Genomic DNA, 15,599 nt, shown 5'->3' on the forward strand with positions numbered 1-15,599 from the left:
CGATCAACTCACTTTCCAGCTACGCTCCGAGTTGGTCTTGCTGCCGACGGGATCCTGATTCAGACATTTTGCAACCTCGACAAACAGGCCAGCCAAAAGATTTCGGTCGGTCTTGACATTGCCGAGATCGGAAAACATTTTCTCCATCAGCATCTGAATGCCTTCATTCTTTTGCTTGATTTCCTCACGCAGCAAATGATCGTTTCGATTTATCCGGTCCGCAATTTCGCGCTCAAGCTCGTTCAATTGATCCGACAACGCGCGCACCTGCTTTTCAAGCGCTTGATTTTGCTCGCGAAGATTCCGGTCAATCTCCTTGTCGGCGTCGGCTCGCGCGTCTTTTTCGTTCCGCAATTGCGCCGCAAGCGAGTCGACCTGCTTTTTCGCATTTGACTCGTACATTTCAAGATTGCGCTTGGCCTCGGATTCGACATCCTTGAAGCGCTGCAAGACCCGTTCTTCAAGCTTGGAAAAGCGGCGGTCATAGTCCTGCATCTGGTTGCCGAACAGCAGATCACGTATCTTGTCGACACCTACAGCGTCGCCGGGGGTCCCGCTCTCGCGAGCCTGGCCCGCCATGAAGGCCAGCCCGTTTGCTTCTGCATTACTTGTTAGATTTCCGTCCGCTTTATTTGCCGGAGAAGCGGTACTCGAAGATTCCTTGGCCATCCCTATACCCTTCATTTGAACAGCAGCCACCGCACTAATTTAGCAACTTGTAAAGATGTCAGCAAAATACCCGGCTCGCAAGCCGGAATTTTTTCGGCTTAAGCCGGCTCGCGCGCAATTTCGAGCGCCTTAGATCCATCATTAACCAACTGCAGCGCTCGCAGTTCGGCCGCAGTTCCGAGTGGTCGATCCGGATCAGCTTGCGCTCGCGTCTTCGCCGCGATTATCTTTTTTGCCGAGGGCCGCAGCTCTAAGGCGTCGGGCATGAGTGCTTGCCATTCAAGCCTGTCTTCAAGTCTTTTTTCTTACCCTAATTCGCCCCGATCTTGACAGGGCAGTGCAGCCATCCGATGCCGTTATGCGGTTTTGACATTCGCCGACTCTTGCCGAAGAAAACGAAAGCTCGATGATCCAGAATGCTACCGCAAGGCGGTGTGGTACCGATGTTCAATGTCGAGCAAAGCATCGGCGCAATGCATGCCGGCAGCCGCCGGCAGACCTACCAGATAGTGGATATAGTCGTGGTGGACGATGGGTCGAATGGATCGGCGTCGATCGTGACGGCCTGCGCCGACAAAGATCGACGCAACTTGTACTACCTCTTACGAACCAGGCGCGGGTAAGACAACGTGGCGCATAATCCATTGGTTTCAATCGTAGTTCCTGCGCACAACGCGGAGGTAACGCTGACGCGCGCACTCGATTGCCTTCTCGATCAGGAAATCGCGGATTGGGAGGCGATCATCGTCGACGACGCCTCCACGGACCGCACCCCCGCGCTCATCGCCGCTTATGTGGAACAAGATGCCCGATTTCGGACGTTGAGTTCTTGCGCGAATAGCCCCGCGGGGGCGCGCAATATAGGGGTTTCGATGGCGCGTGGCCGCTGGCTGATGTTCCTGGACGCCGACGATTGGGTGGATGCCAGCTTCCTTGCGACAATGCTGGCCACACTGAAAACCGCTCCCGATGCGGTGGCCGCCTATTGCGGTTCGCGGCGCGTGATGCCCGATGGAGCACTCACGCCGTCGAGCATCGACCCCGAGATCGCGATCCAGCCCTTCGAAACATTCGCCCGCCGATGTGCCATCGCCACTCACGCGCTGCTGGTCGACCGGGAAACAATCGTCGAGTTGGGCGGTTTCGATGTGTCGCTGCGCACCTGCGAGGACTGGGATTTGTGGCAGCGCGTCGCACGTCAAAGCAAACCTTGGGTGATGGTCGACGAGCCGCTCGCTTTTTATCGGGCAAGCTCCAACTCGCTCACCCGCAATTCGACGCAGATGCTGGCAGACGCGGAAATCGTCATCGCCCGCGGCTTTTCCGCCGACCCAAGGGTCAAGCACCCAGCTTCGGCGCATGCCAATGGGGCGACCTCGGCGGACGGCCGCACCGCTTCCGAGGCACTGGCGTGGTTCGCGCTGTGGATCGCGGCAGCTGATTGCGGCCGCGGCGGGGGCTCGATCGACCCGAAATCCGTGCGCGCGCTCCCGGCAGGGCGCAAATGGGCGCGTGAGATCGCCAAGGTGGCCTTCGATGGCCTTATGGTAGGAAGCCTATCGGTGCCAGCGCATTTGGCTGCCCGATGGAACAGGTTTGGCGGCGCCCTCACCGAGTTGATCATCGAACTCGGCAAGGTCTGGGGCGATCCGGTCGCGGGTCGTCGCGTCCAGTATCATCTCGAGCAAATGCTTCTCGATGCCGATGATCTTGCCGCACCTCGCAGGCTGGCGCGGACACTCGGAATTCGTGTCGACGCTCGAAATCCAACCTCGACCGAGCTTCCGGAAGGAATCGATCAAATCTATGCCTACCTGATGATGGATGGCCAGATCGAAGCTGTCGTGCAGTTCGGCGTACTCGGGAAAGTGACAAGGCGTCACTGGATTGAACTGATCCTGAATTTCGCACCGCAAAAGGACGACGGTGCCGACACGTCAAACACGCTTGCAGCCGAGGCACTGTCGACCACAGCGGAACGCCGGCCTGATCCGGACAGCCACTTCGGCAGACTCGCGCGATTGGTCTCGGAAGCGCGGGAACTGGTTCGGTCGAGCGCCGAAGCTACGCAGCCTATTCCGGCGCCGCGCCGTGCACCGGCCTCGGATGGCCACGACAAGGATCGTACTTTGTTCTGGAATCGCTATTTCGCGATAGAGGATCCCTGGAATTACAGCTCGCCCTACGAGCAGGAAAAATATGAGCGCCAGCTCGAGATTCTGCCGGCCGGTCCCATCGGACGAGCGCTTGAGCTGGCCTGCGCGGAGGGCCATTTCACGCGACAACTGGCGCCGCTGGTGGGCCATTTGACCGCAACCGACATTTCCGCCGTAGCCATCGAACGGGCGCGCGCGCGCTGCTCGGACCAGCCGAATGTCGAGTTCGGCGTCCTGGATTTTTTTGCGGACACACTGCCCGGTGAGATGGATCTGATCGTCTGTTCGGAAGTGCTCTACTACCTGGATGATCTCGCCGGGTTGCGTCGCATCGCCAAGAAATTCGTTGAGGCATTGGCGCCTGGCGGCAGTTTCATCAACGCACACGCATTCGTGCTACGCGACAATGTTGAAAGGACGGGCTTCGACTGGAACACATTCGGTGCACAAACGATCTCGCAAACCCTGGCAGAGACCGAAGGACTCGTTCTTGCGCAATCGATCCAGACCGAACTCTATCGCATAGATCGCTTCCGCCGCCTGTCACCGGACCACATGGCGACGGAGCCGGTGATCGATCATGTGCCGGTCCGCGCACCCCTCGGAATCGGGGTCGCGCGAAATATCGTCTGGGGCGGGGCGCGGGTCTTGCGCCGCGACGTCGCGCGCAGCGAGCGGCGGCAACGCATCCCTGTCCTCATGTATCACAGCGTCGCCGATGAAGGTCCGGCCGCGCTCGCCCGTTTCCGGCTCACGCCCGCCGCATTCGCGAGCCAGATGGCATGGCTGCGCGCAAACGGCTTTCACGCGATCATGTCCGAGCAGCTGGAATGGTCCGTCGCCAACCGTCAGCCTTTCGCTGGCCGCCCGGTGCTCATCACCTTCGATGACGGCTTTCAGAACTTTGCCGACCATGCCTGGCCGATTCTGCGTGCGCACGACCTGACCGCGGAAGTGTTCCTGGTGACGGACCTGGTGGGTGAAAGTGCAAAGTGGGACGCCGTCAGCGGTCCGCCGGCGCCGCTTATGGACGCCGCGACGGTGCGACGTCTCGCCGCCGAAGGTGCGTTCTTCGGAAGCCATCTGGCGACGCATCGCGCTATCGATGGTCTTTCGAGCTCTGACCTGGCGGCCGAACTCCTGCGCTCTCGGATGTTCATCGAACGGTGGACCGGCCGGCCAATCTCGGCGTTCGCGGCACCCTTCTCCGTCACCGACCGACGGCTCGGCGGGCTGGCCAAGGAGTCCGGCTATCGGATCGGCTTCGGCGGCAGACACGGGCCGGCGGACCTTGATAGCGATCCCATCGACCTTCCACGCATCGAGATTCGTGGGGATCGTTCGCTCGATGACTTTGTTGCCACCGTCGAGGCCGTGCTCAATTGAACGGTGAGCTTTGTCAGTGTCATTATTTCCGCTCACAATGCGCAAGATCGACGAGACACTTCGCAGCGTGACCTTGCGGTCCTACGCTCGTGACGACCCTATGCCGACGTTCAGAGCACCTGCACCAGCGTGGCACGTGCCGCCCTAAGGCTCGAGACAGACGAAGGATTTCCATCCATTCGCATCGGGGCCGAATTTTGGTAAGCTGCCGCAGGGCAAACGGGTGGAGCTGTTGTTCCGGTGGTCAACGATCGTCTTCTCGAACGCAAGATGACCGAGATCGAGCAAGCGCGAGCATGGAGCCCGCGCGTCATCTCAAAATTCGAAACGCTTGTCAGGAGCGGCGACGACCTTGCGCTGTATCGGGTCAATCCGCTGGCCTTCGCCCGCGACCGCGCAATCGCCGAGCCTGAAGCAATCGACCTCTTCCTTCACGCGGCTCGCTGCGGCCTGTTCGATATGAGCTGGGACGTGCTCTGTCCCCAGTCCGGGATGGTGCTCGACAGTTTCGGCGCCCTGCGCACGCTGCAGACCCATTACGTCTGCGGCCTGTGCGACGTATCGGGCGATACCGACCTCGACGACTTCATCGAGGTCTCCTTCTCTGTATCGCCCCATTTGCGGCGGCTTCCGTTCCACGAGCCCGAGACGCTCTCTGTCGAGGATTTTCATTGGAAGCTACGCTTTGGCAATGACGGACGGCTGCCCGGGCAGGACGTACGCTTTCTGGACCTTTTGCGAGGCTTGGTGCGGGGCATGACGTTCCTGCCTCCGGGCACCACAACAATGCTGCGCGCCGACCTCGATGCCGGATCCCTGTCGGGCGTGAACGTGCAGACACAGGCTGCGTTCGCTGTACCTATATCAGGGGATCCGGTGTCGGCACCGACACTTCTTAAGATCAATTATGACGGCAAGCGTTTCTTGCCGGCGTTGCCGGTCGTGCCGCCCGGTCCGGTTGTCATTGAGGTTGCGAATACCGGGCCCGGTCGTGGCGCGTTGCTTCTCATCAACTGGCCGCCCGAGCTTGTCGCGTTGAAGACCAAACCGGCGCTCGATTTCGATCCATATGTTTCCGGCGGGGCTCTGCTTGCGCGGCAAACCTTCCGCCAGCTCTTCCGTTCCGAGCGTGTCGACGAGAAGGAGGGGCTCGGCATCCGGCAGATCACCTTCCTGTTTACGGACCTCAAGGGTTCCACCGCCATGTATGAGCGCCTGGGCGATCTCAACGCCTATGCCCTCGTCCGCGAGCATTTCGCGCTTCTCAATGCTGCGGTCCACCAGCATTCCGGCGCCGTTGTAAAGACGATCGGAGATGCGGTGATGGCAGTATTCTCGCGGCCACCGGATGCGATTTCGGCCGCTCTTCACATCTTTGAAGAAATCGATCGCTTCAATGGCGACAATGTCAGGCCGGGTATTATCCTAAAGATGGGTGCCCACTGCGGTCCATCGATCGCCGTCACGCTCAACGAGAACCTCGACTACTTCGGCCAGACCGTTAATGTCGCCGCACGCGTGCAGTCACTGGCGGAAGCCGGGCAGATTTGCATCTCCGAAGCGCTCTATTCCGCGCCAGGCGTGAGCGACCTGCTTGCTGGCCTAGGCATCGTCGCGTTTGATGCGCCTCTTCGAGGTGTAGAGGGCGATGCGACTGTCTATCGCATTGTGCGAGGATAGACGCACACGGCGATGCTTTTGGCTGCCTTCATGTGTTACAGCTGTGTCGGAACCCAGATAGTCAGCGCCTATCCGCTCGTCTGCAATCAGTTCCTCGGCGGCCCTGCATGGTCATGCGCCCGGTTTCCATCACATAGCCTCGGTCCGCGATGCCCAACGCGGCGTACGCGTTCTGGTCTACCAGAAGCACACGCAACGCCGCGCTCATCGGCGGCACAGGAACCGGCAAGTCGCATCTGGCAATCGCCATTGCCCGCGCCCTGATCCGCAACGGCTCGCGCGGTCGCTTCTTCAACGTCGTCGATCTCGTCAACCGGCTCGAGACCGAGCACCGCGGCGGCAAGCAGGGCCGCATTGCCGATCATCTTACTCGGCTCGACTTCGTCGTCTTCGATGAACTCGGCTATCTGCCCTTCGCCCAGGCCGGCGGACAATTGCTTTTCCACCTGATCAGCAGACTCTATGAACGGACCTCGATCATCGTCACCACCAACCTGGCGTTCGGCGAATGGCCCGCCGTCTTCGGCGACGCCAAGATGACGACAGCGCTGCTCGACCGTCTCACCCATCATTGCGAGATCATCGAGACCGGAAACGAATCCTGGCGCTTCAAGAACCGCGCCTGATCACCTGCCAAGCGTCATCCGCCTTCGCCCGGGCTGCGCAACCCTGACCAGCTCCGCCCGGGCGAACGCTGACCGCCGCGCATTACATAAGGGGGGGTCAAAATTGGACGCCGATCGGGGGTCAGTTTTGGAAGCCGTTTGACAGTGAGGCGTTGCTCGTCGAGGGGGAGAGCGTCTACAGGCTTCCGTCAGCCTCAACGTCAGCGTAGCTGAACAGTTCGCCAGTTCGATCGTCGCCCCCGCGCACTCGTCACCTCCGAATCCCTTCCGAACCAGTGAGTCACCGCTGCGGTCCGGTGGCGAGTGCCGTTTCAAAAGTCTGCTAGACTGTATTCGATATCCGCCTTTCCCGTGCAGATGGATTTCAGATTACGGACAAACAAGGAAATGTTCCCGAAATAATTCGGGTACATTTCAATAAGTTTTTCAAATTTATCTACTTCGACCAAGGCGGCCGTTACATCAATACCTCTTATCTCGATCTTTTTCTCTATCTCCTCCAACGTCCGCACGCCTAACATAATAGTTCTGTATGGTTCAATTGTTACGTTATGATCTTTGCTATATTGGAGCAAATAGTATCGAAATTTTTCCGTCTTCTGGACGACGTTCTCTGAGTAGAGGGGAAGATCCTTGATGTCGTCTAATATGCTTGTCGCACCTATACGCGTGTTGATATCCCGCAATTCCCGCACTCGGTCATCGTGATCCGGAACACCGATAGGAACGGGACACTGCTCAACGTACGCGAATTCCGCCGACATAAGCTGGAAAAGGCGTAGCCAATCCTGCTCGCCGTTTCCGTGCTTCAAGTCCTGGCGCCGGAATAGCCCGACGGCCTCAACTGCAGTTGCCCATGAGTGCTGAAGTGTGGTCCGAACTTGCAATTCGATGCGTCGTCCCTCGAAAGCCTCAGTGTCGGCAGCTCTGGGTCGGTACTGGAAAACAATATGGTGACTTCGATAGCCGTCCGGCTTCGGCTCATCGATATAGTCAAATTCCCGAGAGTGTATCTCATGGGGGAACCTGTCTCGCATCGATGCGAGAAGCATGCGAACACTTTTGATGTCGGGCATGACTGCTCGGCAGCCGCCGATATCGTTCATGGTATCCAAATTGGTGGTGGACTCTCGAAGCTTCCGACGAATGGATGCCATGCGCTTCGGACGCGATGCCATGTCGCCCTTCAACCGCAGGGCTCTCATGTGGTGACCGACAGAGAACCGAACGCTCCGCATCGGCAGAAAGTGCGAGTCGCGCCAGCTATTGGCGATTGAGAAGATTTCGAGTGCGTCCACATACTGGCCGGCAGTGATGTCTCGTCCGAACTGCATAGGTTTTGCCAGCCGATCGCCTGCCTTGCGAACGGCTTTCATGCTGTATTCAAGGCGCGGGTACTCAGTCATTGGACCCATATAATCAAGGTAGGCCGCCTCATTCTGGACTGGCGGGACTACCGCAAGGGAATCGATCGCATGGATCGTATCTCTTTGTGTACGCGAAGTCCGCTCAGAGCGGCTGGGATCGAAGCCGGAAGCCCTCGACAGTGCCTCCTCGAGTTGCGCTGGCGCTAACCTCACCGACTCCTGCAGCTCAAGCGCATGCGACGTCGGACCATGCGTCTGTTCACTTTCCCGGCCATCTGAGTTTCACCGTGTGATGAACATCGCAGCGAAAGTAAGCACCTTTGCGCTTGCCTTGAAGGCATCCTATTCTGGAGGAATAGCATCCGCTCGTGGGCACAGAATGTCGGTACTGCCTTTCCTGAGAATTTACGCGCCGCTCAACGCGGTGCTGGCTGCGCCTGGGCTGCTGGCGGTGGCTGCGCTCACGATGCCGGACATGTCCGGACGAAGCAGGCTGGCTCTGACTGCCGTGCTCACGGTCATTTGGGGCGCCTATCTTCTGCAGATGGCCGAGACGTTGTTCAAGCGCTGGGCGGGAGACCTTCGGGACAGGACGCCGGCAATCGCCGTTGATATGCTCGCGGTTTTGGTTCCACTCGCCGCATTTCTGCTCGTCGGCACGCCCGACCGGAGCCTCTACTGTGCTGTCTGGCTGCTGAAACCGCTGCGCGACTCGACTTTCTTCCCGGTACTGGGCAGGGTGCTGGCCAACGAAGCGCGCAACCTGATCGGCGTCACCACGCTCTTCGGCGTCGTTCTGTTCGGTGTCGCGCTCGCGGCCTATGTCATCGAGCGCGACATCCAACCGGAAAAGTTCGGCAGCATCCCCCAGGCAATGTGGTGGGCGGTGGTCACGCTGTCCACCACCGGTTACGGCGACGCCATTCCGCAAAGTTTCGCCGGCCGCCTCCTTGCCGGGGCGGTCATGATGTGTGGCATCGGCGTCTTCGCGCTCTGGGCCGGTATTCTTGCCTCCGGCTTCTATCAAGAAATCCGCCGCGAGGATTTCGTCCGCAATTGGCAATTGGTCGCCGCCGTGCCGTTGTTTCAGAAGCTCGGCCCGGCCACGCTGGTCGAGATCGTGCGCGCGTTGAGACCTCGTAATTTGCCGCCGGGCGCCGTGATCTGCCGCAGGGGCGAGACTGGGGATCGGATGTTCTTCGTTGTGGAGGGCCGTGTCAGCGTCGCGACGCCACACCCGGTGGAGCTTGGCCCTGGCGCCTTTTTCGGCGAGATGGCGCTGATCAGCGGCGAACCGCGCTCGGCGACCGTCAGCGCCGCAACGGCGGTCTCACTCCTGTCGCTGCACGCGGCGGATTTCCAGATGCTGTGCAGCAGCAGCCCGGAAATCGCGGAAATCATCCGCAAGACCGCGCGCGAACGGCACGGCGCGGCACCGACGGCTTGACCGTACCAGGCGTTCGCCAGGAGGAGGACGCGGATCCGGAAACTGACGCTATGTTCCTTGATGTCATTCCAGGTCAAACCGGGCGCTTCGCCGAGGCGGCAGCCGAGCGCCGGCACAATCAACAAGGCCGCGTCTTTCTATGGAAAAGTTTGAGCGCGCCGAACATCGGCCTTTCCTCGGATGCGGCGAATCCGCGGCAATTCCCTGGCAGACGACTCCAGGCCTTGCCATGATTCCGTCGGCCGATCGCCGGATTCGGCCGGAAACAGGCGGTTGCGGCGGGCCCGATAGTTAACGAGAGCTTTCTGAGTGAGGCCAAATCGTGACGTTTCTGCAACACAGGTCGGGGATAGCAGCCGAACTGTCCTTTCGCCGGTACGATCGTTGTTGAACGCCGCCGGCTCATGGGTAATGTCGAATTCGAAGGAGCGGCGCGGTGCGCATCTTTTTCGGTAGTGGGGATGGGGCAGGGAACGCTGTCCTTCAGCAAAGAATACCCAGACCCGTTTTTTAACTTTTGACTGGAGGTCAGAAAATGAACATCAAGAGCCTTCTCCTCGGCTCCGCTGCGGCTCTGCTCGCAGTTTCCGGTGCGCGCGCCGCCGACGCCGTCGTCGTCGCCGAGCCGGAACCCGCTGAATACGTCAAGATCTGCGACGTCTACGGCGCTGGCTACTTCTACATCCCCGGCACCGAAACCTGCCTGCGCATCGGTGGCTATATCCGTTACGACATCAGCGGTGGCGACGTCGGTTCGTTCGATGGTGCGAAGTCCCGTGACGTGAAGGACGGTGACGTACAGGAGACCTGGCGCAAGAAGGCCCGCTTCACGCTGAAGACCTGGACCGGCCAGGAAACCGAGCTCGGCACGTTGAAGACCTACACCGAGACCCGCTTCAACTTCCAAAATCGCAACGGCTATGCCTCCTACTATGGCAATCCTGCGGGCAACACGGGCGCGTCGCTGAACTTCGCCTGGATCCAGCTCGGCGGCCTGCGCGTCGGTAAGGACGAATCGGCCTTCAACACGTTCATCGGCTACGCCGGCAACGTGATCCAGGATACGCTTGTTCCTTACGGCGACTTCGACACCAACGTCGTGCAGTACTACTTCGACGCCGGCAACGGCTTCTCGGCCGTGGTTTCGCTCGAAGAAGGTTCGGGCAAAGGCACTCCTGGTGCCTACGGCGTGGGCACGATCGACAGCTACGTTCCGCATGTCGTCGGTGGCGTGAAGTGGACGCAGGGTTGGGGCGCCATCACCGGTGTCGTCGCTTATGACAGCAACTACGAAGAAGTGGCCGGCAAGGTTCGCTTGGACGTGAATGTCTCCAGCGCACTGTCGCTGTGGATCATGGGCGGCTATGGTTCTGACAACCACCTCAACGATACCAGCTATGCGCTCCCGGCTGGCGGCCGCGGCTTCTACAAGCAGTGGGGCGGCAACTGGGCAGTTTGGGGCGGTGGCACCTACAAGTTCAACGAGAAGACCTCGTTCAACGCCCAGGCGGGCTATGACGACTGGAAGAACCTCAGTCTCGTTGCAAACGTTGCCTACGACATCGTTCCCGGCTTCACAGTCACGGCCGAAGTCGACTACCTGCACGCAGGTCATTTCGGCGATGTGGGCTTCTCGAACTGGACGAATGCCGACAAGAAGAACAGCGTCGGCGGTATGCTCCGCTTCCAGCGCTCCTTCTAACAGGCGCTGCCTGATTGAAATCGAAAACCCGGCGGGCAACCGCCGGGTTTTTTTATGCCGTCTGTATGGAACTTCGGACAGCCGATGGCATGGCCGCCCGCCTGCTGCCACGCTTGCAGACGTGGAAGAGCAATCCTCGCAGCGAAAGGAAAGCAGGAAGCAAAACTGCTTGGCAAGCGACGCTCGAAACGGCGGGAGACTCTGTGGCCAGGATACGCAGGCAGGACAGAGCGGGTGTGAAAGAACTCAGCCTGAGCAAACCCTGGCGGCGGAAAGCGTACGCCTGCCGGATAGGATGCAACCTAAGATGCGCGCAGCATCAGGCACTACCGCTCAAACCTCAGCCAGATCGCCCAAGGCTTCGATCAACGGCTGAATCTCGCTTTCGTAATTCTTCCAACGCTTGACGGACGAATTATAGATCGGCTGGCGGACCTGCCAATTGCTGTAGGTATTTACGGAGCCGCCCCTGTCAAAAAAGCGCAGGCAGGCATCGTCCCACGGCAATCCGAGATAATCTATGAGCCGGCGCGACTGCTCCTCCTGATTTTCGATCAACGTCTCGTAGCGATTTTCGAAAATGCGACCCGGGAAAACCTTATCCCAATGCCGCATCAAGCGATCATACTCCCTGTAGTAAAGCCCCAGCGTCTCAAGATCGGCACTGTAGCTGTGGGCTTTATTGAACTGCAGGACGAAACAGGAGATGCAATTGTCGATGGCGTCGCGACGACAATGAATGATACGCGCTTTTGGGAAAAGGAGACCAACCAGGCCGATCATCTCGAAATTGTGAGGCATCTTGTCAACAATTCGCAGCGAGTCCGGAGCCCGCTCGCGCAGATAAGCAAGGTGCTCTTCGGCCAAAGTCCTGGTCAGATCGGGAGTAATCATCGCGATCGATTGACCGAGGCTCGCGTTGGAACCGTCTACGACACCGAGTCCACTGGCTATTCGCCTAAGTTTGCTGAGCTCGCCGGCACCATGAACATCGGGGTGACTGGCACAGATCTGCTCTGTCAACGTCGTGCCCGAGCGAGGCATGCCGACGACGAATACAGGCGTCTCCGAGGGATTGCCGTACGCGGCTCTTGAAGCGACCAGTTCCGGCGTGAAGGTTTCGATCATGACATCGATCCAGCGACGATAAGATTGCAGATCGAATGTATGGCCCCCGGCTTGATTCCCCTTCTTGAAGTGATCCATCGCCTCCTTATAGCGACGGAGGTCGTTGAGAACCTTTCCAGCGGCGTGATGGAGCGCTGCCGCTCCCCCCGGCCCATGGCCCGGATCTTGAAGCTCCCTCAGGATTGCCCCGAGTTCTGGCGGCTCTTCAGCGAATTTGCGCGTGCGTACAAGCGCATTGTGGGCAGCCGGTACCGCGATGCGCCGTTCTATTGCCTCTTTCAGATGAACCGCGGCTTCGTCCATACGGCCGAGGCTTGCGAGCGCGCGGGGCAGCCCCAACCGGGCTACGGGATGATCTCGGTCGACCCTGAGCGCCTTCTCAAAGAGCGGCAGCGCCATTTCCCCCTTGTCAAACGCATTGTATGCATCGCCCAAGGCGCAAAGCGCTTCCACCAGATCCGGCTTCAAGTCCAGGGCGTACTGAAGGTGACTGATCGCCGGCGTAAATTCGCTGACCTTCAAATAGGTCTCGCCGAGGCTAAGATGGTAGTAGGGGTTCTGCGGATCCTCTGCCACCGCCCGAGCGAAATACCGCAGTGACTTTTCGTTATCGAAACCGAGCCCGAGCGTTCCCAGGATATACAGGGCCAGCGGATGGTTTGACGTGCGAGCCAAGACCCTGTGGCACAGTTCCTCAGCCTCGGACAGACGTTCGGCCTGCTGCAATTCGAGCGCCTGCCGTAAAAGCAAGTCGTCGGCGTGGCTGCGGTGGGGGCCTGCCTTAGGCTGCGCTTTGAGTGGCGCAGCCTTCGGTGATGCCGCCTTCGGCGAGGGTTGGGTCTTCAGGTGCTTTGCCCATGCGGGCGGCAATCGGTTGCTCATCCTGTTTCGCTAGCAAAAGGGGCTTGGAGAATCCAGCCTCAATAGCCGTTTTGCGCAGAGCGCTGGCGTGGCCCCATCGATTTGCCCATTCTTCCGGATCGAGCCTTATCGGATTTCCGCTCCGGTCGGTCCGGTGACGGCGCTCTTTCCTATTCCGTTGCGCCAGCTTTTTTTCTGCGACGAATGGTGTGCGATTGCGCGGCGGCCATTTGCAACGCGGGTGTGATGTCCAGCGGCGCATTCTCTGCCCCATGTGGATTCTGTAGCCCCTGGACCTGGACGGTCGGGAATGGGAGTTCGATGCCCTGCTCCTTGAAGACCTGGCGCAGGCGTACATAGAATTTGCGTTTCATAGCGAAGGCGCCTCCCGGTCTGGTCGTGGCCTTGACCCTCAATACGATGCCGTACTCGCCGAACTCCTGTACGCCCTGCATCTTGATCGGGTCGAGCACCCAGTGTTTGAAATCGGGATCTTCCGCCAGCTCGAGCCCGATCCGCTTGATCAGCTTGCGAGCGAAATCGATATCGGTGTTATAGCCGACGGTGATGTTGAATTTGTCGATAACCCAGTCACGGCTCTGGTTCTGGACGGCCCCGAGTTCACCGAAAGGTATGGTGAACAGCGGACCTCGATGGTGGCGCAGCTTCACCGAGCGCAGCGAAAAGCTTTCCACGGTACCCTTGTAATTGCCCGAGGAAATATATTCGCCGACGCGAAACGCATCGTCGAGCAGAAAAAACACGCCCGAAATGATGTCCTTGACGATGGTTTGTGCCCCAAAGCCCACCGCCACGCCGACGACGCCAGCGCCAGCGATCAGCGGGCCGATCTCGATACCCATTGAGGCGAGCATCATCAGCACCGCCATCACGATGATCGATGCGAGCAGAATGTTCTGGAGGATCGGCAAGAGCGTGTGCAGCCGCGCCTGCTGCGGATCGAGGATCGGGACCTCTTCGTCGCTGATCACAGGGTGCGGTGTTTCGATGCCCAGCTTTCGTTCGATCAAGGCTTTGATGATCGACCAGCCGAAATCGGCTGCGAGGGCAATGACCACGACATTGATCAAGCCGCGCAATATGAAGGTCGTCGTCGTATCGCTGTCCCGCATGGATTGCATATTCAGACCCCAGACACGCGCGAGAAAGTAAGCCGCCGCCAGGATGAAAATCATTCGGATTCCGCGATCGATGACAGCGATCGTCACCGCCGGGATCGTAGGCCGGCCGAGATCTTCCGAACCTGGCCGCAGGACGAAATTAACCCCGCGTTGCGTCGTCACGATTGCCAACGGCAGGAAGAATGCGGCGAAGGTAAACCAGAAGTATCCATAAAGGCCGGCGATGCGCTGCAGGAACAGGACGACGAAATAAGCCGTCAGTAGCCATGTCGCTTCCGTGTGAACGCTGTGGCGCGCACCGACTCGCTGCGTTCTTGGCCGGCGCCAAATGGCCAGCACCAAGAGCAGCAGCAGCACGAAATCGGCGCCCAGCGACAGGACCATCATTCCGTCCTGATCGATGCCGAGACCTGGCAAGAGGATGAACGCGGCGCCGAAGAAGGCGAAGACGCCAACGATCCGGGGTAGCCAATAGGACCAATGGTCAGCCGCTTCGTTGGTGATTGGCAAGGCACGAACCTCGACGGCGTTCTCGACGTTCATGAAGGAAGGGACGAGCATGGCCATGACGTACATGCGCACACCCCATGTAACGACCGCCGCCATCAGAAATGTCAGTACTATCTCGCGGATAAGCATTGGCCAGTCGAACAGCATGAACGCGCCGGCGCTGCCCAGTGCGAACGAGACGATCAGCGTGCTGGAATAAAGCATGCGACCACCAATCTTCTTGACTCGCCCAATGGGCGTATCCTTCGGTTGCGCGATAATCCAAAGGCGAAATGGACGGGTCAACTTATACGTTGCCCAAGTGAGCGCCAGGCCGGCTGCGATGAACACCGCGATCAGCATGATTATTCCGGCCGATCCCTTGCTGGACATATCCTCCATGGTCTTTGCGCGGACGAGCGCGAACTGACCGGGCAGCAAGGGCAAAGTTTGTATGATTCTTTCGATATGATGCTTGATCCGATCGAGCGTCGAGGATGCCATCGTATTCATCTGGCCTGGTGCGGCCACGGCGTCGGACGATGCGTCGGCCGGAGAAGCTCCTGCCTTGGCAGGCGCTCCCGTTGACCCGGCGTCCTGATTTCGCTGTTCGGCCACCCAGGCCTTCACTGATGGATCGTCGAGAAGCTCGAATAGCTGTTTGACCCTTTCAGGCGGGACGGTCGCCGGCGCCTGCGCCTCTGCCTGACCAGCCAACAAGAGGGCGATCCCAACAATCAGCGCCCTGGCAACCAGGACAAACATCGCGCCCAGGAGACGTTGTGTCGGGCGTGCCAGATACCTGGCTCCCAATCGTCGAATCATGAGTGGCATCGTGCTGTTAGCCTTCCGGTCAAATCGGCAAGCAACGACATCTATGCCCGCCATTGCTCCTACCTTGAAGAAGCCGATGTTGTGGTGCAAGACGCCATCGTTCAAGCTAGAC

Annotated in this window: 10 protein-coding genes and 2 pseudogenes; 7 read left to right on the forward strand and 5 right to left on the reverse strand. The window is 59.3% G+C overall.

The window, feature by feature from the left end; all coding sequences use genetic code 11:
• Window positions 1–3: 3 nt before the first annotated feature.
• On the reverse strand, window positions 4–669 hold the full coding sequence (locus tag FJ970_RS29100; protein ID WP_140756749.1) for a hypothetical protein: 666 nt from the start codon (window positions 667–669) through the stop codon (window positions 4–6).
• 473 nt (window positions 670–1,142) lie between these two features.
• On the opposite strand from FJ970_RS29100, the gene FJ970_RS33965 reads away from it, so the two are divergent.
• The 3 genes from FJ970_RS33965 to FJ970_RS29115 all read left to right on the forward strand — a co-directional run bounded on the left by FJ970_RS33965 (window position 1,143) and on the right by FJ970_RS29115 (window position 5,891).
• A complete protein-coding gene (locus FJ970_RS33965) occupies window positions 1,143–1,292 on the forward strand; it encodes a glycosyltransferase family A protein (RefSeq protein WP_415752054.1) in 150 nt (49 codons plus the stop codon).
• Between the two features lie 6 nt (window positions 1,293–1,298).
• A complete protein-coding gene (locus FJ970_RS29110; protein ID WP_140756745.1) occupies window positions 1,299–4,211 on the forward strand; it encodes a trifunctional glycosyltransferase/class I SAM-dependent methyltransferase/polysaccharide deacetylase in 2,913 nt (970 codons plus the stop codon).
• A 270-nt stretch (window positions 4,212–4,481) separates the two neighbouring features.
• Window positions 4,482–5,891, forward strand: coding sequence for an adenylate/guanylate cyclase domain-containing protein (locus FJ970_RS29115; protein ID WP_140756743.1), 1,410 nt, complete (start codon window positions 4,482–4,484; stop codon window positions 5,889–5,891).
• Between the two features lie 48 nt (window positions 5,892–5,939).
• Here the strand turns inward: FJ970_RS29115 and FJ970_RS33820 are convergent.
• Window positions 5,940–6,081 (reverse strand): annotated as a pseudogene (locus FJ970_RS33820) (ABC transporter ATP-binding protein); the annotation flags it as partial.
• Between the two features lies 1 nt (window position 6,082).
• Here FJ970_RS33820 and FJ970_RS29120 point away from each other — a divergent pair.
• Window positions 6,083–6,517: pseudogene (locus FJ970_RS29120) on the forward strand (ATP-binding protein); the annotation flags it as partial.
• 311 nt (window positions 6,518–6,828) lie between these two features.
• Here FJ970_RS29120 and FJ970_RS29125 read toward each other — a convergent pair.
• Window positions 6,829–7,893: a RelA/SpoT domain-containing protein gene (locus FJ970_RS29125; protein WP_181178366.1), complete on the reverse strand. Its 1,065-nt coding sequence runs from the start codon at window positions 7,891–7,893 to the stop codon at window positions 6,829–6,831.
• Window positions 7,894–8,263: 370 nt separating this feature from the next.
• Here FJ970_RS29125 and FJ970_RS29130 point away from each other — a divergent pair, with 370 nt between their 5' ends.
• The 3 genes from FJ970_RS29130 to FJ970_RS29140 all read left to right on the forward strand — a co-directional run bounded on the left by FJ970_RS29130 (window position 8,264) and on the right by FJ970_RS29140 (window position 11,033).
• Complete coding sequence (locus FJ970_RS29130; RefSeq protein WP_140756739.1) at window positions 8,264–9,331, forward strand: cyclic nucleotide-gated potassium channel; 1,068 nt, start codon at window positions 8,264–8,266, stop codon at window positions 9,329–9,331.
• Window positions 9,332–9,381: 50 nt separating this feature from the next.
• Window positions 9,382–9,564, forward strand: a complete 183-nt coding sequence (locus tag FJ970_RS29135; protein WP_140756737.1) for a hypothetical protein — start codon at window positions 9,382–9,384, stop codon at window positions 9,562–9,564.
• 302 nt (window positions 9,565–9,866) lie between these two features.
• Window positions 9,867–11,033: a porin gene (locus FJ970_RS29140; protein WP_140756735.1), complete on the forward strand. Its 1,167-nt coding sequence runs from the start codon at window positions 9,867–9,869 to the stop codon at window positions 11,031–11,033.
• A 333-nt stretch (window positions 11,034–11,366) separates the two neighbouring features.
• Here FJ970_RS29140 and FJ970_RS29145 read toward each other — a convergent pair whose 3' ends face one another.
• Both FJ970_RS29145 and FJ970_RS29150 read right to left on the reverse strand, forming a co-directional pair.
• Window positions 11,367–13,043, reverse strand: a complete 1,677-nt coding sequence (locus tag FJ970_RS29145) for a tetratricopeptide repeat-containing sulfotransferase family protein (RefSeq protein ID WP_140756733.1) — start codon at window positions 13,041–13,043, stop codon at window positions 11,367–11,369.
• A 149-nt stretch (window positions 13,044–13,192) separates the two neighbouring features.
• Window positions 13,193–15,577 (reverse strand): mechanosensitive ion channel family protein, encoded by a 2,385-nt coding sequence (locus FJ970_RS29150; protein WP_227791951.1) that lies wholly within the window; start codon window positions 15,575–15,577, stop codon window positions 13,193–13,195.
• Between the last annotated feature and the right edge of the window lie 22 nt (window positions 15,578–15,599).

This window comes from Mesorhizobium sp. B2-1-8 (assembly GCF_006442545.2).
Taxonomy (GTDB): Bacteria; Pseudomonadota; Alphaproteobacteria; order Rhizobiales; family Rhizobiaceae; genus Mesorhizobium.

Coding starts and splice junctions, on each gene's coding strand:
- FJ970_RS29135 (WP_140756737.1), top strand. CDS start 9,382: ATGTTCCTTGATGTCATTCCAGGTCAAACCGGGCGCTTCGCCGAGGCG.
- FJ970_RS29115 (WP_140756743.1), top strand. CDS start 4,482: ATGACCGAGATCGAGCAAGCGCGAGCATGGAGCCCGCGCGTCATCTCA.
- FJ970_RS29145 (WP_140756733.1), bottom strand. CDS start 13,043: ATGAGCAACCGATTGCCGCCCGCATGGGCAAAGCACCTGAAGACCCAA.
- FJ970_RS33965 (WP_415752054.1), top strand. CDS start 1,143: ATGCATGCCGGCAGCCGCCGGCAGACCTACCAGATAGTGGATATAGTC.
- FJ970_RS29130 (WP_140756739.1), top strand. CDS start 8,264: ATGTCGGTACTGCCTTTCCTGAGAATTTACGCGCCGCTCAACGCGGTG.
- FJ970_RS29100 (WP_140756749.1), bottom strand. CDS start 669: ATGGCCAAGGAATCTTCGAGTACCGCTTCTCCGGCAAATAAAGCGGAC.
- FJ970_RS29125 (WP_181178366.1), bottom strand. CDS start 7,893: ATGAAAGCCGTTCGCAAGGCAGGCGATCGGCTGGCAAAACCTATGCAG.
- FJ970_RS29140 (WP_140756735.1), top strand. CDS start 9,867: ATGAACATCAAGAGCCTTCTCCTCGGCTCCGCTGCGGCTCTGCTCGCA.